We start from the raw sequence: 23,581 nt of genomic DNA on the forward strand, positions 1-23,581 counted from the left end.
GCAACGTTCCAGGCGCCCCGGGCCGACAGGCCCGGGGCGTTCTGGCGTTCCGGGCCGGTCGGAGCCCCGGGGAGCCGCACTCCACCGGGAGACCGCCATGAGCAGCACCGCAACCACCACCGACGCCGCAGCCAGGTCCACCACCGACGCCGCAGCCAGGTCCGCCGCCGAGGTGACCGGCGCGCACACCGACGAGGCCGCGTCCCTGATCGCGGACGCGCGGGCGCGCATCGACGCCCTCGACGACCGGATCATCGGCCTCGTCCAGGAACGGATGGCCGTCTCCACGGTCATCCAGGAGGCTCGCATCACGTCCGGGGGACGCCGGGTCAACCTCTCCCGCGAGATGGAGATCCTCGGCCAGTACCGGGACGCCCTGGGCAAGCCCGGCACCTCCCTCGCGATGACCCTGCTGGAGCTGTGCCGCGGCCGCGTGTGACGCGCCGCAGGCCGGGCGCCACAAGGGGCCACAGGGCTGTAGGTACGTATCCCAGTTCGGACGGACTCTCACCCGTACGGCGCGTGACCGGGCCCGGCACGGCTTCGTTGGTCCCGGTGTCCGTGCCATCCAGGGGCGGCTTCGGTAAGAAACACGCGTGGCTCCGCCGGGGCGTATGGCGTACCGCGTGTACGCCGTGGGACCGCGCACCGGCGTGCGTGACCGGTCGGCAGGGGACAGCAGCCCGGTCACCTCGGAAAGCGGCAGGCTTCGGGGACGCCCGAAGCCTGCCGTGTCCAAGGGCCCGCGGACCGGAGAACCGGTCCGCGGGCCCTTGTGCGTTCCGCCCGCCCGAAACTCTGGCCGGCCATTGTGCGTATCTGCGTACCCGCGTACCTGCGTCCGCGGACCTAGCGGGCGGCCCGGCGCCTCGCCGTCGCGTAGAGCACGCCGCCCGCGAGCAGCGCCGCCGCCGCGGCCCCCGCGGCCGGCAGGGCGCCGGTTCCGGTCGAGGCGAGACGGCCGCCGGTGCCGGACGCCGGGGCGGTCCCGCCGGTGGTCCCGGTGGTCCCCGTGGAGCCGGAGGACGGGGAGCCGCCGGTGGTGGACGCGGTGGCGGACGAGCCTCCGGCGGAACCCGAAGTGTCGCTTCCCGTGCCGCCGGCGTCCCCCGCACCGCCCGATGTTCCGGCCCCGGCCGCGTTCAGGACGAGGACGGCCGTGTTGTTCCCCCGGTCCGGGTCGAACGGCAGCGGCCGGTCCCGCGTGTTCCGCACCTCGACCGTCCCGGAGGCCCCGGTGACGGCCCGGTCGATCCTCAGGCCGAAGTGCAGCGCGAAGTCGGTGTCCTCGCGGACGGCCGCCGCCGTGTCGCACACATAGCGCGGTGCGCCGGCCTGCCGCTCGCGGTCCTGCCCGCCGGCCGTCACGCCCCGGCAGGCGCCGGGCCACGCGGTGACCGTGGCGCCGTCGGGGACGGTGAAGTCGACCGTCGCGAACGGTTCGCCCGAGCCGGGGTTGCCGATCCACGCCGGTCCCTCGTTGCGGAAGCCGATGTCGACGCCGACCGTGCTGCCCTGAAGGCCGACTGCCTCGTCCCCGTACGCGACGAAGTCGGCGGTGTTCGCGGTGCTGAAGTCGGTCTCCTGCTGGTTGTCGCTCGGGTCGAGATCGGCGGAGCGGGTGGCGGGGGTCTCCTTGAGCGTGAGGACGTCGCCCCTGGCGCCGGGGGTCGACCGCGTCCCTGACCGCCCGGCGACGCGGTCCGCCGGGCCGGCCTCGTCGATGCGGTAGACCAGGGTGTCCCGGTAGGCGTGCCGCATGGCCCTGAGGGTCAGGGGTTCGGCCAGTTCGTAGGCGGCGCCCGCCTCGTAGCTGCCCTCGACCGAGCAGCGGGCGGTGGTCCACACGGGGACGCCCCGACCGGCGTCGTCCTCGCTGTACACGCAGTTCGCGTACCGCTCGGTGAACTCGATACCGCGTGTGTACCTGAGCGTGAGCACGACGCCGTCGGCCGCGCGGGTGCCGTGATTCGCGAAGGCCAGCGGGAACGGCTGGGTTTCGCCGGGCTCGAGCTCCTGCTTCAGCGGGGCGCGCTCCATCACCAGGTCGGGGCCGCCGACCACGATCCGGGTGGTGAACGGGGCGAAGGCCGTGCCGTCCGCGGTGCCGGTGACCCGGATCGTGCCGGAGTCCCCGTTCTCGCTGCCCTCGGAGGCGCCGACGCGGAGGGCGGGCAGCGGATTCGTACCGGGTGAGAGGCCGACGCCGCGGCAGACGCCGGTCGTGCCGGTGATCTCGCAGTCCGGGCCACCGTCCTCGCCCTCGCCCGTGCCGCCCTCCGCGCTGCCGCCCGCGCCATCCTCCGCCCCGAACGCCGCCTCGGCGACGCCCGCGATCCCGCCGAGGTCGAACGTCACGGTGTACGCGCCCTCGAAGCGGCCGTTCTCCGCGTCCCGGGACGGGTTGTCGACGGTGATCACGACGGAGGTCCGCTGCGGGCCGCCGCCGTTCGCCGGGTAGGGGTGCAGGGCGGTCACGGCGGGGCCGCCGAACCCCATGACCGGACCGGCGGCGCGGGCCGGGGCGCTCAGGGCGAGCGATCCGGCCGCCAGCAGGCCTGCGGCGGCGAGAGCGCCCGCGGCGCGGCGCGCGACGGCTCTCGGAGTCGTGCTTCTCATCGCGGGACCTTCTGGGGTCGGTGGGAACTGTGCGGCTGCCGTGGCAGCGATACGGAGTTCGACCCCGGGACCGTAGGAACAGTTGCGCGGGTCCAGGTCACGGATTGAGCACGTCAGAGGCGGGGGCACGGGGCGGGACGTGAGCGGCATCACATAAGGAATATGTGAGTCCGGGGACAACCATCGGGAGGCCTGGTAGGTCATGCATACGGAACCACCGGTCACATCCGTCACGCGGCTTCACCGGTAGAGCGTGAGGGGCTGCACTCGGAGGGGGGTGCAGCCCCTTCTGCTGTCCGGGCCCGGCCGGCGCTACTCGGAATCCGCCGCCTGCTTCGGCGGCACCACCGGCATCCCCAGGAACGGCAGCCTCAGCGCGCCGAACGCCTCCTTCGGGACGGCGGGCGCCTGCGGCTCGACCGCCGCCAGCCGCTCGTACACCTCGCCCTGGGCCGGCCGCGGGTCCCGCTCGCCCTTGTTGGGCCACAACGACATGGCCCGCTCCGCCTGCGCGGTGATCGTCAGCGAAGGGTTGACGCCCAGGTTGGCGGAGACCGCGGAACCGTCGACGACCGAGATGCCCGGGTGGCCGAACAGCCGGTGGTACGGGTCGATGACCCCCTCCTCGGCGCTCGCGCCGATCGGGCAGCCGCCGAGGAAGTGCGCGGTGAGCGGGGTGCCCAGCAGTTCGCCGATGTTGGAGCCCGCGAAGCCGTTGATCTCGGCGGCGAGCAGCGACGCGCTCTGCGTCGCCTCGGCGATCTGCGTGGGGTTGGGCGCGCCGTGGCCCTGGCGGGCGGTGAGCAGCCCCTTCCCGAGGCCGCGGGGTTTGCGGTAGGCGGTCAGGGAGTTGTCCAGCGACTGCATGACGAGCCCGATGATGGTCCGCTCCGACCAGCGCCGGTTGGAGAGCGAGCGCACGGCGAGCGCCGGGTGCCTGAGCATGCTGCCGGCCCAGCCCAGGACCCGGTGGGCGCTGTAGGGGACCTGGAGGATGGTCAGGCCGCCCATCGCGTTCGATCCCTTGCCGTAGCGGACCGGTTCGATGTGGGTGTTCGCGTCGGGGTGGATCGAGGAGGTGATGGCGACGCCCCGGGTGAAGTCGGGGTCGGTGCCGTGCTTCTTGCGGTAGCGGCGCTCGGAGGTCTGCGCGCCGACGAGGCCCTCGGAGTTGGTCCGGGTCAGCTCGCCGAGGCGGGCCGAGAGACGGGGCAGCAGTCCCTGGTCCTTCATGGTGTGCAGCAGGGTCTGGGTGCCGTACGTGCCCGCCGCCACGACCACGTTGCGTGCGCGCAGCAGGGTGGGCTTCGCCTTCTTGCGCCGGTCGGTCGGCACGGTGGAGACGTGGTAGCCGCCCTCCGGGTGGTCCGTGACCGCGATGACGGACGTCATCGGGTGGATGACCGCTCCGGCCTTCTCGGCGAGGTGGAGGTAGTTCTCGTTGAGGGTGTTCTTCGCGCCGTGCCGGCAGCCGGTCATGCACTCGCCGCACTCGGTGCAGGCCTTGCGGGCGGGGCCCGCGCCGCCGAAGTACGGGTCGGCGACGGTCCCGCCGGGCTTCGCCGTCACGGTGCCGTCTGCGTCCTGGCCGTCGCCGAAGAAGACGCCGACGGGGGCGAGATGGAAGGTGTCGCCGACGCCCATGACCTCGGCGGTCGCCTTCAGGTGGACGTCGGAGGGGGTCAGGGTCGGGTTGAGCCTGACCCCGAGCATCCGCTTGGCCTGCTCGTAGTACGGGGTGAGTTCGTCCTGCCAGTCGGTGATGTGCGCCCACTGCCGGTCCTCGAAGAACGGCGCCGGAGGCACGTACAGCGTGTTGGCGTAGTTCAGCGATCCGCCGCCGACGCCCGCCCCGGCCAGCACCATCACCTTGCCGAGCAGGTGCACGCGCTGGATACCGAAGAGGCCGAGGGCGGGGGCCCAGAGGTAGTTCTTCAGGTCCCAGGAGTTCTTGGGGAGCGTGGCGGGGGTGAAGCGGCGGCCGGCTTCCAGGACGCCGACCCGGTACCCCTTCTCGGTGAGCCGCAGCGCCGACACCGCGCCGCCGAAGCCGGAACCGACGATCAGGACGTCGTAGTCGTACGCGGCGTCGTCATCGGTTCCTTCCGGATCCACGGACTGTTTCCGGGCAGGGCTGACCTGGGACATGGCTCTCCTCGGTGCGGTACGAAAAAAGCTGGGCGGGGCGGGACGGTCAGCGCAGGCGGAAGGCCTTCATCGCCTTGAGGCTGCGGCTCATGAACGCGGCGTACTTCTCGTCGTCCATGCCGAAGGACGGGGCGAGCGGGATCAGCCGCTGCTGGGCGACGGTCTGGGCCTCGGTGTACTTGAGGATGCCCTCGGAGCCGTGCCGTCGGCCGAGACCGGAGTCCTTCATGCCGCCCATCGGGGACTGCACGCTGCCGTACGCGGGGGCGTACCCCTCGTTGATGTTGACGGTGCCGGTCCGCAGCCGGGCGGCGACCTGGTGGCCGCGCCGGCCGTCCTTGGTCCAGACACTCGCGTTGAGGCCGTACGGGGTGCCGTTGGCCAGCGCGACGGCCTCGTCCTCGTCGCTGAAGCGGTAGACGGAGACGACCGGTCCGAAGGTCTCCTCGGTGCAGACGGCCATCGGGGCCTCGACGCCGTCGAGGATGGTCGGCTCGTAGAACAGCGGGCCGATGTCGGGGCGGGCGACGCCGCCGGCGACGAGCGTGGCACCCTTCTCGACGGCCTCCGCGACATGCCGGCTGACGGTCTCCAGCTGGCGCTCGCCGACGAGCGAGCCCATCTCGGCTCCGTACGCGAGGGAGTTGCCGAGCCGCATCGCCTTCGTACGGGCGGCGAACCGGGCCAGGAAGTCGTCGGCGACCGACTCGTGGACGTACAGGCGCTCGATGGAGATGCAGAGCTGCCCGGCGGAGGAGAAGCAGGCGCGAACGGCGCCGGCGGCGGCCTTCTCCACGTCGGCGTCCTTCAGGACCAGCATGGCGTTCTTGCCGCCGAGCTCCAGCGAGACGCCGACGAGGCGGGCAGCGGCGCCCTGGGCGACCTCGCGGCCGGTGCGGGTGGAGCCGGTGAACGAGACGTAGTCGGCGTGCTTGACGACCTCGGGGCCGATCACGGGCCCGTCACCGAGGACGATCTGGAACACCTCGGCCGGAAGGCCGGCCTCGATGAGCAGGTCGCGGGCCCACAGCGCGGTCAGCGCGGTCTCGGTGTCGGGCTTCATCACCACGGCGTTTCCGGAGACGAACGCGGGCAGCGCGTCGCCGACGGACAGCTCGAGGGGGTAGTTCCACGGCGCGATCTGGCCGACGACACCGCGCGGCTGGCGCAGCTCGGTGACCTTGGTGAGGGTCGGGACGACGCCGGTGTGCCGCCTCGGCTTCAGGTAGGCGCCGGCCTTGCGGCCGTAGTGCCGGGCGGCGACGGCCACGGCCTGCACTTCCTCGTGGGCGTGCAGCCGGGCCTTGCCGGTCTCCAGCTGGATGAGGTCGAGGACCTCGGACTGGCGGGCGAGGACCAGGTCGTGGAAGCGCAGCAGCACGGCGGCCCTGGCCCGGACGGGCGCCTGGGCCCAGGCGGGCTGGGCTGCGCGGGCGCGCGCGAAGGCGGTCGCCACGTCCTCGGGGGTGGACTCGGGCAGGTCGGCCAGCTTCTCGCCGGTGAAGGGGGTGTGGTTGGCCGTACGACCGGAGCCGACGACGCCACGGGTCAGCTGGGCGATCACCTCGGGCGTCACGACGTCGGCGGCCGTGCGCGCGCCCGCGGGCGCGGCGGCCACCGGGTTGGTGCCGGCAACGGCGGCGGAGGTGGGCGTGGAGACCTGCGAGTCCGTCATGAGGGCGAGAGTACGTCGGCCCGGATGCTTTGGGTACCCGTGGGTAACGGCTTTTCACAGTCCCCACAACAGCCCTCGACCGCCACCGCCAACCGAGCCAGTGATCACTGGCTGAATAACCGCTGATCAGGGGGTATCTCCCTCGGCGTCACCGGCCCGTGGTTGCTGCCCATGGTGTCGGGAGACAGCCGGGCTCAATTGTTGTCGGCCGGTGGGCGCCAACTGCGCAGCATCGTGTTGAACCGGTCCCGGGTGATGTCCCAGTCCTCCTCCGGTCCCGTCATGTACAGCGCGTACTCCGGGCCGCCCTCCTGCGCGTAGTACATCTGGTCGATCGCGTGCCGGGGCCCGGCGCCGTCCTTCTCGGTCCAGGTGAACTCCCAGATGGAGCCGGGGCAGTCGCGGTAGACGTTGGTGTTCATCTCCAGGCTCCGGTAGTCCGGCAGCCGCTCGCGCAGACTCGTCTCGATGCTCTGCATGTGGGTGTACGAGTCCTCGAAGTCGGGTGCGGGGTCGATGCTGAGGCGGAAGTAGTGCACCCCGTCGTCCGGTGTGTAGTCGATGTTGGTGCCCTCCACCCGGCGCTCCCAGCCGATCGGCATGAGGATGCTGAACCCGGCGGGGTCCTCCACGCGCCGCCAGCCGTCCGGCACCCCGTCCCGGTCCTTCGTCTTGTCCGGCGAGGGCGTGGGGGTGGGGGTGGTGCCGGTCGGCCCCGGCGAGGGGGTGCCGTGGGAGGCCGTGCCGCGGCTCCCGTTGTCCGCGTCCGCGCGGTTCGCGTACAGCATCGCGGCGATGCCCGCGCCGCCGCCCACCAGGGCCGCCAGCGCGATGACCAGGAGCGTGGTCCGCCAGCGGGCGCGGCTGCGCCGGGTCACCGCTGCGGTGCCGGGGACCGGGAGCGGCGGTCCGGGGTAGGGCAGCCGGGCGGTGCCGCCGTTCGTCGTGCCGCCGCCGGACGCACCGTCGGCGCCCATCGCGTGCAGGGCCTCCTCGGGGACCCGCTGCGTGGGCACGTACGCCTGGGCCGACCGGGGCTCGCGCCCCTCCATGGCCTCCAGCAGCATCCGTTCCGTCTCCGCGGCCGACGGCCGGTCCCCGGGTTCCTTGCGGAGCAGCGCCGTGATGACGTGGCCGAGGGCGCCGGCCCGCGTGGGCGCCGGAGGTTCCTCCGCGACGACGGCCTGCATCGTGGAGATCGGGGAGGTGCGCCGGAACGGCGACCGCCCCTCGACCGCGGTGTACAGCGTGGCCCCCAGCGACCACAGGTCGGACGCGGGGCCCGGATCGCCGCCGCGCACCCGCTCGGGCGCCAGGTAGTCGATGGAGCCGACCAGTTCACCGGTCCGGGTGATGGTGGAGTCGCCCTCTATCGCCGCGATCCCGAAGTCGGTGAGCAGCACCCGGCCGTCCCGGGCGAGCAGCACGTTGCCCGGTTTCACATCGCGGTGCAGCACCCCGGCACCGTGTGCGGCGCGCAGGGCGCCCAGCACATGGAGCCCGATCCGGGCGGCCTCGCGCGGGTCCATCTCGCCGGATTCCTTGGCGTGGTCGGCGAGTGACGGCCCGTCGACGTACTGCATGACGATCCACGGCCGGTGGTCGTACTCGATCACGTCATGGACGGTGACCACGCCGGGGTGGGTGATGCGGGCGGCGGCGCGGGCCTCCTTCTGGGTACGCGCGTGCAGCACGGCCCGGTCGGCCTCGGCGACGTACAGCCCGGCGGTCAGTTCCTTGACGGCGACGGTGCGGTGCAGCACCTCGTCGTGGGCGCGCCACACCTTGCCCATGCCGCCGCGTCCCAGGACTTCGCCGAGCCGGTATCTCCCGGCGAGCAGCAGTCCCGTTTCCGTGCCCTGTGATCGATCCACGTGTCCCCGCCCCGTTCCTTCGGATGACAGGTTACGGAGGGGAGGTACGGCCACGGAACCTCGCACCGCTCACGAGATCGCACTGTGATGCTTGTCGCTTCCGGCCCGTGCGCCGCCGAACCGTTCACTTTCACTACGTCACACGGTAGGAAGCGGTCGCCTGTTGGTAGATTTCGGTCACCTTGTCGCGCTGACTCTCCGGGCCGATGACCTGGAGGATGTGGTACTTGCCCTTGACGACCATGACCAGGTTGCGGACGTAGACCTCCCCGCCGCCGGCCGTCTGCCAGGTGAACTGCCCCTCGGCCATGGCCTGCTGCCCGACGTCGATCCGGCGCAGTCCACTCGCCGTCGCCCAACTCGAGTCGCGGAACTCCTTCAGCTCCGGCTCCTTGTTCCGCTGGTAGCCGAGCGGGTCGGCGCCGCCGGCCTCGACGGCGTCGCGCCCCGGGACGATCAGCACGCTGAATCCGCCGTCGCCGTAACGGATCTGACGGTCCGCGGTGGGGCCGACGCGTGCCCAGCCCTTGGGCGTCCCGACCTCGAAGCCCTCCGGGTCCTTGCGCAGGGTGTAGCCGGGTGCGAGGGCCACGGCGGAGCGGCTGGTCTGCGGCTGCTGTGCGCCCGCGGACCGCGACGGGGAGGGCTCTGCGGAGTCCTGGCCGCCCGTCCCGGGTGCTCCGGAAGCGGTACGGGTGGGGGTGGCGGCGGCCTCCGGCCCGCTGCCGCTACCGGACTTGGGCATGAACATCACCGCGTACGCGACCGCCGCGGCCAGGAGCAGCAGGATCAGGACGAGCAGCAGCCGGCCGAGCCGGCGCGGCGCGCGGCCCTCGCCCGGTCGCGGCCGGGGCGGGGTCCGCAGCGCCTTCGGGCCCTTGGGCTCGCGGCGCGGCCGGGGGCTCCTGGGCTCGAGCGGCTGCGGTGCGGCCGCCCGCCCCGCGGGCTCCAGCCGTTCCTTGGTGTGGCGGTGCCGGCCGTGCGCCGCCCCGCCCCGGCGGCCGCGGCGCTTGCGGACGAGTTCGCCGCGACGGCGTACGACGGGCAGCCGGGTGGCGTCGGCGGAGGGCATCGGCACGACGTCGAGACCGGCCTCCGGCTCGGGCGCCGACCGCACGAGTGAGCGCAGCCAGCCGCGCAGTTCCTCGAAGTCGGGCCGCTCACCCGGGTCCTGGCGCAGCAGCGACTCGACGACGGGCCGCAGCGGGCCGCACTCCTCGGCGTAGGCGGGCGGTTCGCCGCAGACCATCTGGACGAGTTCGGCGGCGTTCTCCTCGGGGTACGGGGCGTGGCCCTGTACGGCGCGGAAGAGGAGGGCGCCCAGCGCCCAGAGGTCGGTGGAGGGGCCGATGGGCGGGGCCAGCTGCCAGTTCTCGTGGACCGGCCCGGCCTGCTCGGGCGCCCAGCGCTCGGTGACCGCGCCGACGACCGCGATGCGGGCCTGCCGGGCGCGCTCGGCGGCGAGGGTGGTCGCGGGGCCGCGGTACGCGGACGTGTCGCGGTTTCCGACGACGATCTCGTCCCAGCGGCCCGGGGAGGCCTCCCCCGTGGCGGCCGGCAGCTCTGGCCGCACGGCCGGGGTGGCGCCGTGGCGACGGGAGTCGGCGCGCAGGGCGTCCTCGTTGGAGGAGCCCCCGGCGGGTACCGGGCGCCCGGGGCCGTCGTCCCACGAACCGGTCAGATGGAGCCGCCGGGGCGGCGGGCCGTCGTCGCCCTCGTCGTCGTACGGATCCTCGTCGTCGTACAGGTCCTCGTCGTCGTACGGGCCCGGGGTGGCGGGCCCGGCGAGGGGCTGCGGGGGGTGGGCGGGCCGCTGGAGAGGAAGGGCGCCGGTGTCCTGCGCCTGGTCCCTGCCGGCGCGGCGCTCCTCCTCGCCGATGCGGGCGGCGGCGCGGGCGCCCGCACGGTAGGCGGCGATGGCGCCCGCCCGCGCGGCCCGCGCCTGCGCGCTGCCGGCCTCGGAGGCGGGGACGGGCACGGTGGCGGGCGGCGCCGGCCGGCGCACGGACTCCAGCTCGGCGGGGCTGCCGTACGCGTCCGCATCCCCCGCCGGCGGCGCGTACGGCCCCGTGGGGCCGGATTCGATCGCGGGGGCGCCGTACCCGTCGTCGGCGTCGTCGTCGGTGCGGGGCACCGGGACGTACCCGCAGAGCGCCTCTTCGGCTGCCCCGGCCGCCAGGCCGGTCAGCACGACGCGTCCGTCGTCGCAGATGAGCACCGTGCGTACGGTGATGTTGCGGTGGGTCCAGCCGTGGGCGTGCAGGACGCGCAGCGCGGTCAGGACGTCGGAGCCGATCTCGGCGGCCCGGTAGGGATTGAGCGGGCGCTCCGCGAGCAGGGCCGCCAGCGGCCGGGCCGCGACCAGTTCGCTCACGATCCAGAGGGAACCCGCCTCCGCGAACACGTCGAAGACCTGGTCGAGACGCGGATGGTCGGGCACCTGTGCCGCCGCCTGGGCGGCCTCTATGGCGCGCCGGACGGCGGGGTCGGTGGACCGCCGTGCCGTGCGTCCGCCGGTGCGCCGCGCGGCCGTGGGCAGCCCGTCCGCGTCGAGCACCTCGGCGTCCACGACTTCCGGCAGCGGCACCTGACGGACCAGCACCTCCTGGCCGCTGTACGTGTCGAACGCCCGGGTCTCGACCAGTTCGTACGCGTCGGACGGGGGCAGCGGAAGGCGGTAGCGGTCGGCAAGCACCCGACCCGCATAGTCGTCCACGACGCCTCCCCAGAGCGCGCTGTCCCCCGGTCACGTAGACCGCATTAAACCGTCAATTTCGGTCACTTACTGTGCAATTGACCCGTGGTTTCGGCTGCGTACGGTCTTCGAGCTCTCACAATACGTGGCACGGGGCGGCCGCGCGGCAGGGTCGGCGCAACCCGGCCGGGCGGTTTCCCTCGGTTTCCCTCAGTCGAGCGGCTTGAACGTGTCGAACGCCGTCTTGCGCAGGTTCCGGCAGTCCGCGCCGTCCCACGCGTCGGCCGCGCAGCTGATCATGATCGCGTATCCGTGGCCGCCGTCGACCTTGAAGCCCCGGTTGATCACCCGGACCCGCTGTCCCTGCTGCGTACGCTCGAACTGCCAGTCGGCGACGGTCGGGTAGCCCTTGTACTGGACCTCGTTTATGCCGAGGTGGTGGTAGCCGTTGCTGGTGGCCGCGACGGCCGCCCTGGCGGCCCTCCAGGCAGCGGCGGCGTCGCCGCCGGGCGAGTCGGTGTAGTCGACCTGGATCCGGGGAAAACCACCGCTGACGTTGTATATGGCACCGGAGTTGGCGCCCGCCGTCTTGTCGAAGCGGAAGTCCGCGGGCATCGCCATGGAGAAGTGGAACTTCTTGTTCTCCACGACCTTGTAACCGGCGGGGACGGCGTCGTCCTGCTTGTCGCCCCGCGAGTCGTCCGATCCCTTGCCGGAGTCGTCGTCCGTGCCCTGGCCGCCGCTCTTCTCGGCGTCGTCCTTGCCCTCGCCCTGCTCCTTGCCGCTGCCCTGCTCCGTGTCGGTGGAGCCGCCGGAACCCGCGGAGCCCCCGGAGCCGCTGCCCGCGGAGGATCCGGCCGAGGCGGACGTGCCGTCCTTGGCCTTGCCCGCGTTGCCGGAGCCCTCGTCGTCCCCGCCGAGCGTGAGCGCGAGGACCGTGCCGAGCACGGCGAGCACGATGACGGCCGCGATGATCGCCAGCGTGCGGCGCGGGACCACGTCCGTGAGGGAGGCGCGGGGCGGGCCGACCGGCGAGGTGGCCGGGCGCGGCGGCGGTACGGCCGCCGAGGGGGAGGCCGTGGCCGTCGTGGGGGCCGTGGCCGGACGGGGCGGGGCGGACACCACGGCGGCGGCACCGGCGGCCGCGGCGGGCGTCTTCTTCGCGTTCCGCGCGGAGCGCAGTGCCCCGCGCAGCCGGTCCCGGGCGCCCTCGCCGCTCTCGCCGGACTTCTGCGCCGCCTTGGGCGGGGCGTCGGCCACGTTCTTCGGGAGCGCGATCACCTGGGTGGCGTCGGCCGGCGGCGGGACCGGCGCCTCCGGCTTCTCCGGGGCGTCGATGACGTCGTTGAGCAGGGCGCGCGCGCCCGCGTCGTCGAGCCGCTGCTCGGGGTCCCGGGCGAGCAGCCCGTAGATGACCTCCTCCAGCGGGCCCGCGTTCTTCGGCGGGTCGAGCGGCTCGGTCATCACCGCGGTCAGGGTCGCGATCGCGGACCCCTTGTCGTACGGCGGGGAGCCCTCGACGCTCGCGTACAGCAGTCCGCCGAGCGACCACAGGTCGGCGGGCGGGCCGGGCTTGTGCCCGCGTGCCCGCTCCGGCGAGATGTACGAGGGGGCGCCGACGAGCATGCCGGTGGAGGTGACCGACGGGTCGCCCTCGACCTGGGCGATCCCGAAGTCGGTCAGCACGACCCGGCCGTCCTCGGCGATCAGCACGTTGGACGGCTTCACGTCGCGGTGCAGAATGCCCTCGCGGTGCGCCGAGCGCAGCACGTCGAGGATGGCGAGACCGACCTCGGCCGCCCGCTTCGGTGTCAGGACGCCGTCCTCACGTACCGCCTCGGCGAGCGACTTGCCCTCGATGAGTTCCATGACGATCCACGGCCGGTCGTCCTCGTCGACCACGTCGTAGACGGTGACCGCGCCGTTGTTGCGGATGCGGGCGATCGCCTTGGCCTCACGCAGCGTGCGCGTGATGAGCCGGCGCTTCTCGTCGTCGTCGATGGCCGAGGGGAACCGCAGCTCCTTGACCGCCACCGTGCGGCCCAGCGTCTCGTCGACGGCGCGGTGGACCGTGCCCATTCCGCCCCGGCCGAGGACCTCTCCGAGCCGGTAACGCCCCGCGAGAAGACGTCCGTCCTTGTCCCGCCCGGGCTCCCGTGCCTGCTCCGCCTCCGACATGCGTCCCCTCTGCGATCAACCCGCCCTGGCAGAGCGTTCATTGTCCCTCACCCCGGGACCGGCCCTGGTGCCGGGTCCGGGGACCGCCCCCGGCGCACCCCCTGCCTACCACGGCCCGTCGTCGGGAGCGACGCTCCGAACCGCCCCATTCCCGGCCCAACCTGACGCCCCGCCCGCCGGAACCCGGCCGGCGGGCGGGGACAGCGGCGCGGCAAGGCCCTAAATGATGTCCGGTGCCCCCAGCCGTGCCGCGTCCGCGGTCAGGTCGTCGGGCTGGCGCTGCGACTCCCGTTCCGCCTCGACCCGCTTCTCGTAGTGCGTGACCTCCCGGTCGATCCTGCCCTGATCCCAGCCGAGCACCCGCGCCATCAGCTCCGCGCACAGCCGGGCGGACAGGGTGCCGCGGTCGAAGGTCTCGATGGAGATCCGGGTGCGCCGGGTCAGTACGTCGTCGAGGTGGCGGGCCCCCTCGTGCGAGGCCGCGTACACGATCTCGGCCTTCAGGTAGTCGTCGGCCGCCGGCAGCGGTTCGCCCATCACCGGGTCGGCGACGATCAGCTCCAGGATCTCCTCGGTCAGCGAGCCGTACCGGTTCAGCAGGTGCTCCACCCGGGCGACGTGCAGGCCGGTCCGGGCGGCGATCCTGGCCCGCGCGTTCCACAGGGCCCGGTAGCCCTCGGCGCCCAGCAGCGGGACGTCCTCCGTGACGCACTCCGCGACACGCTGGTCGAGGCCGTGCACCGCCTCGTCGACGGCGTCCTTGGCCATCACCCGGTACGTCGTGTACTTCCCGCCCGCGACGACGACGAGGCCCGGCAGCGGGTGCGCCACCGTGTGCTCGCGAGACAGCTTGCTGGTCGCGTCCGACTCGCCGGCCAGCAGCGGGCGCAGCCCCGCGTACACGCCCTGGACGTCGTCCCTGGTCAGCGGCGTGGCCAGGACCGAGTTGACGTGCTCGAGCAGATAGTCGATGTCCGCGCTGGAGGCGGCCGGGTGCGCCTTGTCCAGGTCCCAGTCGGTGTCCGTCGTCCCGACGATCCAGTGCCGTCCCCACGGGATGACGAAGAGCACGGACTTCTCGGTGCGCAGGATCAGGCCCGTGGAGGAGTGGATGCGGTCCTTCGGGACGACCAGATGGATGCCCTTGGACGCCCGTACGTGGAACTGCCCGCGCTCGCCGATCAGCGCCTGGGTGTCATCCGTCCAGACGCCGGTGGCATTGACCACCTGTTTGGCCCTGACGTCGTACGTTCCGCCCGCCTCGACGTCCTCCACCCGGGCGCCGACGACGCGCTCGCCCTCCCGGAGGAAGCCGGTCACCCGGGCCCGGTTCGCCACCTGCGCGCCGTATCCGGCGGCGGTGCGCACCAGCGTCGCGACGTACCGGGCATCGTCCATCTGGGCGTCGTAGTACTGCAGGGCACCCACCAGGGCGTCCCGTTTGAGCGCCGGCGCGACCCGCAGGGCGTGGCGGCGGGAGAGGTGCCGGTGGGTGGGCAGTCCGCGGCCGTGCCCGGACGACACCGACATCGCGTCGTACAGCGCGACGCCGGAACCCGCGTACAGCCGCTCCCAGCCCTTGTGCTGCAGCGGGTAGAGGAACGGCACCGGCTTCACCAGGTGCGGGGCGAGGCGCTCCAGCAGCAGCCCCCGCTCCTTCAGCGCCTCGCGGACGAGTGCGAAGTCGAGCATCTCCAGATAGCGCAGCCCGCCGTGGATCAGCTTGCTCGACCTGCTCGACGTGCCGGACGCCCAGTCACGCGCCTCGACCAGTCCGGTCGAGAGCCCTCTTGTCACCGCGTCCAGCGCCGTCCCGGCGCCGACCACGCCCGCCCCCACGACCAGCACGTCCAGTTCGCGCTCGGCCATCGCGGCGAGCGCCTCGGCACGCTCCGCGGGTCCCAGTGTCGCTGTCCTCACTGCTGCCTCCCGGTAGATCGGGGTGGTCCGGCACGGGGATGCGGTCCGACCGCGGGGTCGGGCGCCCGTGCCCACCTCTCGATTCTGTCCGCGGTCCGCGACTTCAGCCACCGCCTGTGGACAACACCCGGGCGACAAGGGCCCTGCAATGCGACATATAGGTCATATTTACGCCTAGTCTGACATTGCGCTGCCCTCAGCGGTTGCGCTTTCTGTCTTCATGGTCTTAGGGAAGGACGGCCCACGTGCCTGCAGACCTCGCCGTCATCGGACTCGGTCACCTCGGCCTGCCCCTCGCCCAAGCCGCCGTCGCCGCCGGTATCCAGACCGTCGGCTACGACACCGACCCACGGGCCTTCGCGGAGCTCTCCGCGGGCCGCACCCCCGTCGAGGGATCGCTCACCGCGTCCGACATCCGCCGGATGCTCTCCGGAGGATTCCGCCCCACCACCGACCAGGCCGAGCTGGGCCGGGTCCGTACCGCCGTCATCTGCGCGCCCACCCCCCTGGGCCCCGACCGCACCCTCGACCTCACCGGCGTCGGCGACGCCGCCCGCGCCCTGGCGGCCCGGCTGCGCCCGCACACCACCGTGCTGCTGGAATCGGCCGTCCCGCCCGGCACCACCGAGAACTTCCTGCTCCCCCTCCTCGAGGAGGGCTCGGGGCTGCGCGGCGGACGCGACTTCCACCTCGCGCACTCCCCCAGCCGGCTCGACCCCGGCAACCGCAGCCACGTCTACACCAACACCCCCAAGGTCATCGGCGGCCTCACCCCCGCCTGCACCGAGTCGGCCGCCGCCTTCTACAGCCGGCTCACCGACAAGGTCGTCCGCGCCCGCGGCCCGCGCGAGGCGGAGATGACGAAGGTCCTGGAGACCAACTTCCGGCACGTCAACATCGCCCTCGTCAACGAGATGGCCGTGCTCTGCCACGACCTCGGCGTCGACCTGTGGGACGTCATCCGGTGCGCCGAGACCAAGCCCTTCGGCTTCCAGCCCTTCCGCCCCGGCCCCGGCGTCGGCGGCCACGGCGCCCCCGTCGACCCGGGCTGTCTCCCGTACAACACCCGCACCCCCGGACACCCGCTGCGGATGGTCTCGCTCGCCCAGGAGATCAACGACAGGATGCCGCAGTACGTGATCCAGCGCTGCGCCACCCTCCTCAACGAACACGGCAAGTCCGTCCGCGGCGCCCGGATCCTGCTCCTCGGCGTCACCTACAAGCCGGACCTCGCCGACCAGGAGGCCTCCCCCTCCCGCGAGATCGCCACCCGGCTGATGGACATGGGCGCCCAGATCGGCTACCACGATCCGCACGTCCTGGACTGGCGCGTCCGCGAACTCCCGGTCCCCCGCGCCGACTCGCTGTACGAAGCGGCCTCCAGCGCCGATTTGACGGTGCTGCTCCAGCACCACCGCACATACGACCTCCAGGGCCTCGCGGTGAAGGCACAACTCCTTCTCGACACCCGCGGCGCGACCCCGGCGGGGGCCGCGCACCGCCTCTGATCGCAGCTCCCCCAACGATTTCGGTGGGTCGATGTCGGCACCGGCTGCTAGCCTGCGGCGTCACTCATCGCACACTCGTGCGCCACCGTCCCAGGGGGAACCACCATGAGCACGCCCGTACCACCGAACCAGCCGTACGACGCCCAGCCCACGCCCGGCAACCCGTACGCCGCGCAGCCCGGCCAGCCGCAGCCCGGCGCCCCGACCGGCAACCCCTTCGGGGGCCAGCAGCCGGTCGGCGCCCCGTTCGCTCCGGTGGCGCCCGCGCGCAACAACGTGGGGCTCGGACTCCTGGCGGCCGTGGTCGCGGCGCTCGTGGCGGCGGCCCTGTACGGCTTCATCGTCGGCTCGGTCGACCGCGAGATCGGCTTCATCGCGGTCGGTGCCGGCTTCCTAGTCGGCTTCGCGGCAAGCAAGGCCGGCGGCTCGAACCCGGTGGTGACCGTCGTCAGCGCCGTGCTGTCGATCGCGGCCGTCTATCTCGGCCAGCTCTTCGGTGCCTCGGTAGCCGTGTCCGACGTTGCGGGCCAGTCTGCGTTGAGCTTCTTCTTTGACCACTTCGGCGTCCTCTCGGACGCGTGGACGGAGGCGGCTGGCTTCAAGCAGTACCTCTTCCTCGCGATCGGCGCGCTCGGCGCGGTCGGCGGCGCGCGGAAGGCCTCGTAGCCACCGGCCCCACGACACACGGGAGGGCCTGGACCGCGATCACCGTCGCGGTCCAGGCCCTCCCGTCATGTCCCGAGGACTCAGCGCCGGTGCTGCGAGTCCGCCACCGTGACCTCGACGCGCTGGAACTCCTTGAGGTCGCTGTACCCCGTCGTCGCCATCGCCCGGCGCAGCGCGCCGAAGATGTTCATCGAGCCGTCGGGGGTGTGCGAAGGACCGGTGAGGACCTCCTCCGTCGTGCCGACGGAGCCCAGGTCGACCAGCTTGCCGCGCGGCACGTCCTCGTGGACGGCCTCCATGCCCCAGTGCCGGCCGCGGCCCGGCGCGTCCGTCGCGCGGGCGAGCGGGGAGCCCATCATCACGGCGTCCGCACCGCAGGCGATGGCCTTGGGCAGGTCGCCGGACCAGCCGACGCCGCCGTCCGCGATGACGTGCACGTAGCGGCCGCCGGACTCGTCCATGTAGTCGCGGCGGGCCCCGGCCACATCGGCGACCGCGGTCGCCATCGGGACCTGAATGCCGAAGACGTTGCGCGTGGTGTGCGCGGCGCCGCCGCCGAAGCCGACGAGGACACCGGCCGCGCCGGTGCGCATCAGGTGCAGGGCCGCGGTGTACGTGGCGCAGCCGCCGACGATCACCGGGACGTCCAGCTCGTAGATGAACTGCTTCAGGTTGAGCGGCTCGGCCGCGCCCGAGACGTGCTCGGCGGAGACCGTCGTACCCCGGATGACGAAGATGTCCACGCCCGCGTCGACGACGGCCTTGGAGAACTGGGCGGTGCGCTGCGGGGAGAGCGCGGCGGCGGTGACGACACCCGCGTCGCGCACCTCCTTGATGCGCTGGCCGATCAGCTCCTCCTGGATGGGGGCGGAGTAGATCTCCTGGAGCCGGCGGGTCGCGGACTCGACGGGCATCTCCGCGATCTCGTCGAGGAGCGGCTGCGGGTCGGCGTGCCGGGTCCACAGACCTTCCAGGTTGAGCACCCCGAGGCCGCCGAGCTCACCGATGCGGATGGCATGCTGCGGGGAGACGACGGAGTCCATGGGAGCGGCCAGGAACGGCAGCTCGAAGCGGTAGGCGTCGATCTGCCAGGCGATCGAGACCTCCTTCGGGTCGCGGGTCCGGCGGCTCGGGACGACGGCGATGTCGTCGAATGCGTACGCCCGGCGGCCGCGCTTGCCGCGCCCGATCTCGATCTCAGTCACGATGTGTGGCCTTTCCCTCTACGTCTGCGCTGTCCAGTATCCCCGACACACAGGTGAGGGGCGGTCCCGGGAACCCCGGACCGCCCCTCACCTGCGCTATTGCGTTACTTCCTGCTGTAGTTCGGTGCTTCGACCGTCATCTGGATGTCGTGCGGGTGGCTCTCCTTGAGGCCCGCCGAGGTGATCCGGACGAAGCGGCCCTTGCTCTCCATCTCGTCGACCGAGGCCGCGCCCACGTAGCCCATCGTCTGGCGGAGACCGCCGACGAGCTGGTGCAGCACGTTGGCCAGCGGGCCGCGGTAGGGCACCTGGCCCTCGATGCCCTCGGGGACGAGCTTGTCGTCGGAGGAGACCTCGGCCTGGAAGTAGCGGTCCTTCGAGTACGAGCGGCCCTGTCCGCGGGACTGCATCGCGCCCAGGGAACCCATGCCGCGGTACGACTTGAACTGCTTGCCGTTGATGAAGAGGAGCTCGCCCGGCGACTCCTCGCAGCCCGCGAGGAGGGAGCCCAGCATCACGCTGTCGGCGCCGGCGGCGAGCGCCTTGCCGATGTCGCCGGAGTACTGCAGGCCGCCGTCGCCGATGACCGGGACGCCCGCGGCACGGGCGGCCAGCGCCGCCTCGTAGATCGCGGTGACCTGCGGGACGCCGATACCGGCGACCACACGCGTCGTACAGATCGAACCGGGTCCGACGCCCACCTTGACGCCGTCCACGCCGGCGTCGATCAGGGCCTGCGCGCCGTCACGGGTCGCGACGTTGCCGCCGATCACGTCCACGTTCACGGCCGACTTGATCTTCGCCATCCAGTTGAGGGCGTTGCTGTTGTGGCCGTGCGAGGTGTCGACGATCAGAAAGTCCACCCCGGCACCGGCCAGCGCCTGGGCGCGGTCGAGCGCCTCCGGGCTGGCGCCGACGGCCGCGCCGACGAGCAGGCGGCCCTCGGCGTCCTTGGCCGCCGTCGGGTACTGCTCGGCCTTCTTGAAGTCCTTGACCGTGATGAGGCCCTTGAGGATGCCCGCCTCGTCAACGAGCGGAAGCTTCTCGATCTTGTGGCGGCGCAGCAGCTCCATGGCGTCCACGCCGGAGATGCCGACCCGGCCGGTGACCAGCGGCATCGGCGTCATGACCTCGCGGACCTGGCGCGAGCGGTCGGACTCGAAGGCCATGTCGCGGTTGGTGACGATGCCGAGGAGCTTGCCCGCCGGGTCGGTGACCGGGACGCCGCTGATGCGGAACTTGGCGCAGAGCGCGTCCGCGTCGCCGAGCGTGGCGTCCGGGCTGACCGTGATCGGGTCGGTGACCATGCCGGACTCGGACCGCTTCACCAGGTCGACCTGGTTGACCTGGTCCTCGATCGAGAGATTGCGGTGCAGTACGCCGACGCCGCCCTGACGGGCCATGGCGATGGCCATGCGCGCCTCGGTCACCTTGTCCATCGCGGCGGACAGCAGCGGGATGTTCACGCGTACGTTCCGCGAGATGAGCGTCGAGGTGTCGACCGCGTTGGGCAGCACCTCTGATGCGCCCGGCAGCAGCAGCACGTCGTCGTATGTCAGCCCGAGCGTCGCGAATTTCTCGGGCACTCCGTCGACGTTTGCAGTCATGACACCTTCCCCAAATGGCCTTGATCGGTGCGGATGTCCATGCTAACGGCCTCGGGAGGCGTCTCATTCCACGAGCAAGATCACCCGCAGGTTCTGTAGCTTTCTACGGGGCCGGGCACGGCCCGCGGCGGCTCTCCCGCCGGGCCGGCCGACCCGGTCTCACTGTCCCGCGAGGGCCCGCAGCCGGCTGAGCGCACGGTGCTGGGCGACCCGGACGGCCCCCGGCGACATGCCGAGCATCTGTCCGGTCTCCTCGGCGGTGAGCCCGACGGCGACCCGCAGCACCAGCAGCTCGCGCTGATTCTCCGGAAGGTTGGCGAGGAGCTTCTTGGCCCAGGCGGCATCACTGCTGAGCAGCGCCCGCTCCTCGGGCCCGAGCGAGTCGTCCGGCCGCTCCGGCATCTCGTCGGAGGGCACCGCGGTCGATCCCGGGTGCCGCATCGCGGCCCGCTGGAGGTCGGCCACCTTGTGGCCGGCGATGGCGAACACGAAGGCTTCGAAGGGCCTGCCGGTGTCCTTGTACCGGGGCAGCGCCATCAGCACCGCGACGCAGACCTCCTGCGCCAGGTCCTCCACGAAGTGACGGGCATCACCGGGCAGCCGGTTCAGCCGGGACCTGCAGTAGCGCAGCGCGAGGGGGTGGACATGGGCCAGCAGATCGTGCGTGGCCTGCGCGTCACCCTCGACGGCACGATGCACCAGGGCACCGATCGCCGTCGTTCCGTCCTCGCGCATCGGACCATGGTGCCCCGGCGCCGCGTCATCCGCGGCACCGCGTCCGTAGTTGTGCACTGAAGCGTTATGAGCGGGTGCGCCGGAAGTCATGTCCTGCGCCCTCCCCTTCCGCTCGACCGAATCGTTCCCGAGGAACTCCACGTATCAAGGATGCGTCATCGGCCGGGAAGCGTCACATGCCGCGGGGGCGGCGGGCTGCACGGGCGGGATGCGAGCGGTCGCGTCCGGGGACCCGACCGGTCTCCGCACCCCTGGCCCGGGGTCGCCCCGTCCGCCCGCGAGCGGACGGGGAGTGGATCGGGCGGCCGGTCCCGGGAGGCTGTCGGGTCATCCCGGACGGGGGTGGGCCCGAGGTCACCCGGCAGCCGCTCAGCGGACCAGGCCCCAGCGGAAACCGAGTGCCACCGCGTGCGCGCGGTCGGAGGCGCCGAGCTTCTTGAACAGGCGCCTGGCGTGCGTCTTCACGGTGTCCTCCGAGAGGAACAGCTCACGGCCGATCTCCGCGTTGGAGCGGCCGTGACTCATCCCTTCGAGCACCTGGATCTCACGCGCCGTGAGCGTGGGCGCCGCGCCCATCTCGGCCGACCGCAGCCGGCGCGGGGCGAGCCGCCACGTCGGATCGGCGAGGGCCTGGGTGACGGTCGCCCGCAGCTCCGCCCGGGAGGCGTCCTTGTGCAGGTAGCCGCGAGCCCCCGCGGCGACCGCCAGCGCGACCCCGTCCAGGTCCTCGGCGACGGTCAGCATGATGATCCGCGCCCCGGGATCGGCCGAGAGCAGCCGGCGGACGGTCTCCACACCGCCCAGACCGGGCATGCGTACGTCCATCAGAATCAGATCCGAACGGTCGGCGCCCCAGCGGCGGAGGACTTCCTCCCCGTTGGCCGCCGTCGTCACACGCTCGACGCCGGGCACGGTCGCGACCGCGCGGCGGAGCGCTTCTCGGGCAAGCGGGGAATCGTCGCAGACGAGAACGGATGTCATGACCGCCCTCCGAAGCTGATGCGCGTCACCTTGAGCCTCCAGGCTGTTACCAGTCGTCACCTGTGCGGTTGACGCTCTCGGACATCTGCCCGATCGCTTTCTCTGCCAACCGCCTCCGCACTCTCAACGATGGTCACTCGAAAGAGTTACGGGTCGGACAACCGAGTTCGGCACTCTACGTGAGGGGTCGTACACGGAGGAGAGCGCCACGGGGTCGTCCAGCCGTCAACCGAACCTTCCGACGAACTTATGCACCATTTAGCGGGATTTCTTCCCTTTTGCTGGTGTCTGTGGCTAGATTCGCAATCAGTCATATTTACATCTACTACGACCGTAGATGTACGGTCAGGGGCACGGCACGACGGACGACCACGACGTTTCCGACTCAGCACGGTTTCGAGGGGACAAGCAATGGCAGATTTCTCCCGCCTTCCCGGACCCAACGCCGATCTGTGGGACTGGCAGCTGCTGGCGGCCTGCCGCGGGGTCGACAGCTCCCTGTTCTTCCACCCCGAAGGGGAACGCGGAGCCGCCCGGAGCGCCCGCGAGACCTCCGCGAAAGAGGTCTGCATGCGCTGCCCGGTACGCGCCGAGTGCGCCGCGCACGCGCTGGCGGTACGCGAGCCCTACGGAGTGTGGGGAGGACTGACCGAGGACGAGCGCGAGGAGCTCATGGGCCGCGCCCGCAACCGGCTGATCAGCGCGGCGACACCCTCGTCCCCGCCCGGGCACGGCTGACACCCACCACGCCGAACCACAACAGAAACGTTTCTTCACACCGAGCCCGGCCCGGGACCGAGGCACGCGCCGGTCCCAGCGACGGCCGTCCCCCTGCGCCCGACCGCCCAGAGCCCGACCGCTCAGCGCGCAGCCGCCAGCGACAGCTGGTCCAGCGTGGCCGCCACCGCCGGGACCTGCGCCAGGTCGGGCAGGGTCAGCGCGACGATCTCGCGCTCGATGGCGGGCTCCACCGAGACGGTCCTGGCTCCCCTCGGGCGTACCGACTCGATCGCCAGCGCCGGCAGGACGGCCACTCCCAGCCCCGCGCCGACCAGACCGATCACCGCTGGGTAGTCGTCGGTGGCGAAGTCGATGCGCGGGGTGAAACCGGACGCCTCGCAGACCTCCACCAGCTGCCAGCGGCAGCGCGGGCAGCCGGCGATCCACGGCTCCCCGGCGAGTTCGCCGATGCCCACCTCGCTCCGGTCCGCTAGCCCGTGCCCCTCGGGAAGCAGGCCGATCAGCCGGTCGGTGAGCAGGGGCCGCACCACCAGGTCGTCCCACTCGGCACCCTGTGTGCCGTACCGGAAGGCCAGCGCGATGTCGCAGTCGCCGTCCCGCAGCATCTCCACCGAGCGCGGCGGCTCGGCCTCGACCAGCGAGACGCGGGTGCCGGGGTGAGCGGCACGGAGAGCCGCCAGGGCGCCGGGGACCAGGGTGGAGCTGCCGCTGGGGAAGGAGACCAGCCGGACCCGGCCGGCGCGCAGCCCGGCGATCGCGGCGACCTCCTCCTCCGCGGCGGTGAGCCCGGCGAGGATGCCCGAGGCGTGGCGTACGAGCGCCTCACCGGCCTGGGTCAGCCGCATCTCGCGTCCGGTGCGGATGAGCAGCGTGGTGCCCGCCGAGGACTCCAGGGCCTTCATCTGCTGGCTCACGGCGGGCTGGGTGCAGCCCAGCTCGCGTGCGGCGGCGGAGAAGGAGCCGGTGCCGGCCACGGCGCGCAGGACTCGGAGATGACGGGCTTCGATCACCCCTCGAATATAAGGGACT

At 72.4% G+C, this 23,581-nt stretch carries 16 protein-coding genes; 4 read left to right on the forward strand and 12 right to left on the reverse strand.

Annotated elements, in window-relative coordinates; genetic code table 11:
* Positions 1 to 97 precede the first annotated feature (97 nt).
* Entirely contained in the window at positions 98 to 439 is a 342-nt protein-coding gene (locus tag ABTX18_RS15930; protein ID WP_352123316.1) for a chorismate mutase, read from the forward strand.
* A 410-nt stretch (positions 440 to 849) separates the two neighbouring features.
* Here ABTX18_RS15930 and ABTX18_RS15935 read toward each other — a convergent pair whose 3' ends face one another.
* The 7 genes from ABTX18_RS15935 to ABTX18_RS15965 form a co-directional block, all read right to left on the reverse strand.
* Positions 850 to 2,619 (reverse strand): peptidase, encoded by a 1,770-nt coding sequence (locus tag ABTX18_RS15935; protein WP_352123317.1) that lies wholly within the window; start codon positions 2,617 to 2,619, stop codon positions 850 to 852.
* A 312-nt stretch (positions 2,620 to 2,931) separates the two neighbouring features.
* A complete protein-coding gene (locus ABTX18_RS15940) occupies positions 2,932 to 4,767 on the reverse strand; it encodes a GMC oxidoreductase (RefSeq protein WP_352123318.1) in 1,836 nt (611 codons plus the stop codon).
* Positions 4,768 to 4,813: 46 nt separating this feature from the next.
* Positions 4,814 to 6,442 carry a succinic semialdehyde dehydrogenase gene (locus ABTX18_RS15945; RefSeq protein ID WP_352123319.1) on the reverse strand — a complete coding sequence of 543 codons (1,629 nt, stop codon included), beginning with the start codon at positions 6,440 to 6,442 and terminating at the stop codon, positions 4,814 to 4,816.
* 194 nt (positions 6,443 to 6,636) lie between these two features.
* Positions 6,637 to 8,316: a serine/threonine-protein kinase gene (locus ABTX18_RS15950; protein WP_352123320.1), complete on the reverse strand. Its 1,680-nt coding sequence runs from the start codon at positions 8,314 to 8,316 to the stop codon at positions 6,637 to 6,639.
* Between the two features lie 133 nt (positions 8,317 to 8,449).
* Positions 8,450 to 11,032, reverse strand: coding sequence for a serine/threonine kinase C-terminal domain-containing protein (locus tag ABTX18_RS15955; protein WP_352123321.1), 2,583 nt, complete (start codon positions 11,030 to 11,032; stop codon positions 8,450 to 8,452).
* 189 nt (positions 11,033 to 11,221) lie between these two features.
* Complete coding sequence (locus tag ABTX18_RS15960; protein ID WP_352123322.1) at positions 11,222 to 13,189, reverse strand: serine/threonine-protein kinase; 1,968 nt, start codon at positions 13,187 to 13,189, stop codon at positions 11,222 to 11,224.
* A gap of 219 nt (positions 13,190 to 13,408) precedes the next feature.
* Positions 13,409 to 15,109 carry a glycerol-3-phosphate dehydrogenase/oxidase gene (locus ABTX18_RS15965; RefSeq protein WP_352123323.1) on the reverse strand — a complete coding sequence of 567 codons (1,701 nt, stop codon included), beginning with the start codon at positions 15,107 to 15,109 and terminating at the stop codon, positions 13,409 to 13,411.
* Positions 15,110 to 15,354: 245 nt separating this feature from the next.
* Between ABTX18_RS15965 and ABTX18_RS15970 the strand changes: the two genes are divergently transcribed.
* Both ABTX18_RS15970 and ABTX18_RS15975 read left to right on the forward strand, forming a co-directional pair.
* A complete protein-coding gene (locus ABTX18_RS15970) occupies positions 15,355 to 16,617 on the forward strand; it encodes a nucleotide sugar dehydrogenase (RefSeq protein WP_352123324.1) in 1,263 nt (420 codons plus the stop codon).
* 105 nt (positions 16,618 to 16,722) lie between these two features.
* Complete coding sequence (locus ABTX18_RS15975) at positions 16,723 to 17,283, forward strand: hypothetical protein (RefSeq protein ID WP_352123325.1); 561 nt, start codon at positions 16,723 to 16,725, stop codon at positions 17,281 to 17,283.
* An 80-nt stretch (positions 17,284 to 17,363) separates the two neighbouring features.
* On the opposite strand, the gene ABTX18_RS15980 is transcribed toward ABTX18_RS15975, so the two are convergent.
* The 4 genes from ABTX18_RS15980 to ABTX18_RS15995 all read right to left on the reverse strand — a co-directional run bounded on the left by ABTX18_RS15980 (position 17,364) and on the right by ABTX18_RS15995 (position 21,811).
* The gene (locus ABTX18_RS15980; RefSeq protein ID WP_093707048.1) at positions 17,364 to 18,488 is read right to left on the reverse strand and encodes a GuaB3 family IMP dehydrogenase-related protein; all 1,125 of its coding nucleotides are present in this window, start codon (positions 18,486 to 18,488) and stop codon (positions 17,364 to 17,366) included.
* A 104-nt stretch (positions 18,489 to 18,592) separates the two neighbouring features.
* Complete coding sequence (gene guaB, locus ABTX18_RS15985; RefSeq protein WP_352123326.1) at positions 18,593 to 20,095, reverse strand: IMP dehydrogenase; 1,503 nt, start codon at positions 20,093 to 20,095, stop codon at positions 18,593 to 18,595.
* Positions 20,096 to 20,254: 159 nt separating this feature from the next.
* Entirely contained in the window at positions 20,255 to 20,830 is a 576-nt protein-coding gene (locus tag ABTX18_RS15990; protein ID WP_352123327.1) for a sigma-70 family RNA polymerase sigma factor, read from the reverse strand.
* A 369-nt stretch (positions 20,831 to 21,199) separates the two neighbouring features.
* Positions 21,200 to 21,811: a response regulator transcription factor gene (locus tag ABTX18_RS15995; RefSeq protein ID WP_003948568.1), complete on the reverse strand. Its 612-nt coding sequence runs from the start codon at positions 21,809 to 21,811 to the stop codon at positions 21,200 to 21,202.
* A 411-nt stretch (positions 21,812 to 22,222) separates the two neighbouring features.
* On the opposite strand from ABTX18_RS15995, the gene ABTX18_RS16000 reads away from it, so the two are divergent.
* Positions 22,223 to 22,549, forward strand: coding sequence for a WhiB family transcriptional regulator (locus ABTX18_RS16000; protein WP_352123328.1), 327 nt, complete (start codon positions 22,223 to 22,225; stop codon positions 22,547 to 22,549).
* 122 nt (positions 22,550 to 22,671) lie between these two features.
* Here ABTX18_RS16000 and ABTX18_RS16005 read toward each other — a convergent pair whose 3' ends face one another.
* Positions 22,672 to 23,562 (reverse strand): LysR family transcriptional regulator, encoded by an 891-nt coding sequence (locus tag ABTX18_RS16005; protein WP_352123329.1) that lies wholly within the window; start codon positions 23,560 to 23,562, stop codon positions 22,672 to 22,674.
* Positions 23,563 to 23,581 lie beyond the last annotated feature (19 nt).

Source organism: Streptomyces sp. NPDC096323 (assembly GCF_040302845.1).
Classification (GTDB): domain Bacteria; phylum Actinomycetota; class Actinomycetes; order Streptomycetales; family Streptomycetaceae; genus Streptomyces.

Bases quoted from the DNA above. Each gene is read 5' to 3' on its own strand.
- ABTX18_RS15975 (WP_352123325.1), top strand. From the start codon at position 16,723: ATGAGCACGCCCGTACCACCGAACCAGCCGTACGACGCCCAGCCCACG.
- ABTX18_RS15945 (WP_352123319.1), bottom strand. From the start codon at position 6,442: ATGACGGACTCGCAGGTCTCCACGCCCACCTCCGCCGCCGTTGCCGGC.
- ABTX18_RS15930 (WP_352123316.1), top strand. From the start codon at position 98: ATGAGCAGCACCGCAACCACCACCGACGCCGCAGCCAGGTCCACCACC.
- guaB (WP_352123326.1), bottom strand. From the start codon at position 20,095: ATGACTGCAAACGTCGACGGAGTGCCCGAGAAATTCGCGACGCTCGGG.
- ABTX18_RS16000 (WP_352123328.1), top strand. From the start codon at position 22,223: ATGGCAGATTTCTCCCGCCTTCCCGGACCCAACGCCGATCTGTGGGAC.
- ABTX18_RS15935 (WP_352123317.1), bottom strand. From the start codon at position 2,619: ATGAGAAGCACGACTCCGAGAGCCGTCGCGCGCCGCGCCGCGGGCGCT.
- ABTX18_RS15940 (WP_352123318.1), bottom strand. From the start codon at position 4,767: ATGTCCCAGGTCAGCCCTGCCCGGAAACAGTCCGTGGATCCGGAAGGA.
- ABTX18_RS15990 (WP_352123327.1), bottom strand. From the start codon at position 20,830: ATGCGCGAGGACGGAACGACGGCGATCGGTGCCCTGGTGCATCGTGCC.
- ABTX18_RS15960 (WP_352123322.1), bottom strand. From the start codon at position 13,189: ATGTCGGAGGCGGAGCAGGCACGGGAGCCCGGGCGGGACAAGGACGGA.
- ABTX18_RS15995 (WP_003948568.1), bottom strand. From the start codon at position 21,811: ATGACATCCGTTCTCGTCTGCGACGATTCCCCGCTTGCCCGAGAAGCG.